Origin of the sequence: Microbispora sp. CSR-4, from assembly GCF_008033685.1 — a bacterium.
In the GTDB taxonomy this organism is placed as follows: domain Bacteria; phylum Actinomycetota; class Actinomycetes; order Streptosporangiales; family Streptosporangiaceae; genus Microbispora.
In genome coordinates this window covers 1-1,851 of the sequence record NZ_VJVX01000154.1, presented here as the reverse complement: position 1 = coordinate 1,851, position 1,851 = coordinate 1, and the positions used below count along the sequence as shown (strand labels likewise).

Genomic DNA, 1,851 nt, shown 5'->3' with positions numbered 1-1,851 from the left:
TCATAGCGGCAGGGAAACACCCGGTTACATTCCGAACCCGGAAGTTAAGCCTGTCAGCGCCGATGGTACTGCACCGGGGACGGTGTGGGAGAGTAGGACACCGCCGGACAATCTTTATATGGAGGGGCCACCCGTAGAGGGTGGCCTTTCCGCATTTTCGGGCACCTTTCTTTTTCGCGGGTTTGTTTCCGGGGGTTGTTCCTGGGGTGTGTTCCTGGGGTGTGTTCCCCGGCGGGTTGCTGGGTGTTGGTTCCCGCTGCCTGTTCCTGCGTGTGTGTGGGCGGTGGGTGTGGGTGTGGTGGGTGGTGTGGTGGCCCCGGCCGGGGTGTGGCCGGGGCTTTCGCATGTCCGGGGAAGGTTTCCCGGGGCTGGCCAGTGCTGGGGCGGGGCGTGTCGGTGGGGAACGCAACGCAGGAGTCGGCAGGCCGCGGATGAGGGACAACACAGGGGTGCCCTGCGGCGCGTGCGGCTGGTCGGGTGTGGGGCAGGGGCTTTTGTGGGTTGGCGCGAGCGGTCGGCCGGGGGGTGGCGGGCGTCCGAGGGGGCGCGAGCGGGGATGCGGGAGGAGCGGAGCGGGCGGGAGTGAGGACCGCAGCGAAGGCCCAGCGGAGCGGGCTTCGCGAGGACCGGAGCTTCCGGCCGGCGCAGTGACGTCCCAACTGACCGGTCCGAACTACGCCCGTCTCAGGCACACCCGTCCCAAGCGCGCCCATTCCAGGCACACTCATCCCGAGTGCGCCCGTCCCAGGCACACCTGTCCCGAGCATGTCCGTCCCGAGCGCCTGTCCTCCTGGCCGGTCCGAACTACACCCGGTCACCTCGACCCACATGACCTCAGTTCCGACCTTGCCCCGCTCAACCCCCGGAGCGCGTACCGCCTCGTGAAGGGGCGGGCGGTAGTTCCCGTACGCTGAGGATCGTGGAATATCGAGCCGTCGAGCAAGCGATCATGGCACGGGGAGTGGAGTGGGATTTCAGCCCCACTCTTGATCGGATCACCGCGCTGATGGAGATCCTCGGCGACCCCCAGAACTCGTACAAGGTCGTTCACGTCGCGGGCACCAACGGGAAGACGAGCACCGCGCGCATGGTCGAGGCTCTGCTGCGCGAGCGTAACCTGCGGGTGGGCCGCTACACCAGCCCTCATCTGCAGTCGATGCGCGAGCGCATCTCGATCGACGGCGAGCCGCTGTCGGAGGAGCGGTTCGCCGAGGTGTACCAGGACGTCGCCCCCTACCTTGAGATGATCGACGCCAGGGTGGGCAAGCTGAGCTTCTTCGAGGTGCTGACGGCGATGGCGTTCGCCGCGTTCGCGGACGCGCCCGTGGACGTCGCCGTGGTCGAGACCGGTATGGGCGGCACCTGGGACGCGACGAACGTGGCCGACGGGACGGTGTCCGTCATCACGCCCATCTCGCTGGATCACACGGATTACCTGGGTGCGGACATCGCGACGATCGCCGGAGAGAAGGCCGGCATCATCAAACCGAAGGCGACGGCGGTGCTGGCGCAGCAGGCGCTGCCCGCCGCCGAGGTGCTGATGCGGCGGGCGGCCGACGTCGGTGCGGTGGTCGCCCGTGAGGGGCTGGAGTTCGGCGTGCTGCATCGCGAGCTCGCGATGGGCGGCCAGATGCTTCAGCTCAGGGGCCTGAAGGGTGTGTACGAGGACGTGTTCCTGCCTTTGTACGGCGCGCACCAGGCGGGCAACGCCGCGGGCGCCCTGGCGGCGGTGGAGGCGTTGACGGCAGGTGACGGCACGACTCATCGCGCGCCTCCGGCACGACTCATCGCGCGCCTCCGGCACGACCGGCGGGTCCGAGCACCCCGATGAGCGACGCGGGAAACACAGAA

1 rRNA gene and 1 pseudogene are annotated in these 1,851 nt (G+C 68.4%); both read left to right on the top strand.

The features are described 5' to 3' along the window. A 5S ribosomal RNA gene (rrf, locus tag FLV34_RS39155) occupies positions 1 to 109 on the top strand; the annotation flags it as partial. Between the two features lie 840 nt (positions 110 to 949). Further along, positions 950 to 1,753: pseudogene (locus tag FLV34_RS39150) on the top strand (folylpolyglutamate synthase/dihydrofolate synthase family protein); the annotation flags it as partial. Between the last annotated feature and the right edge of the window lie 98 nt (positions 1,754 to 1,851).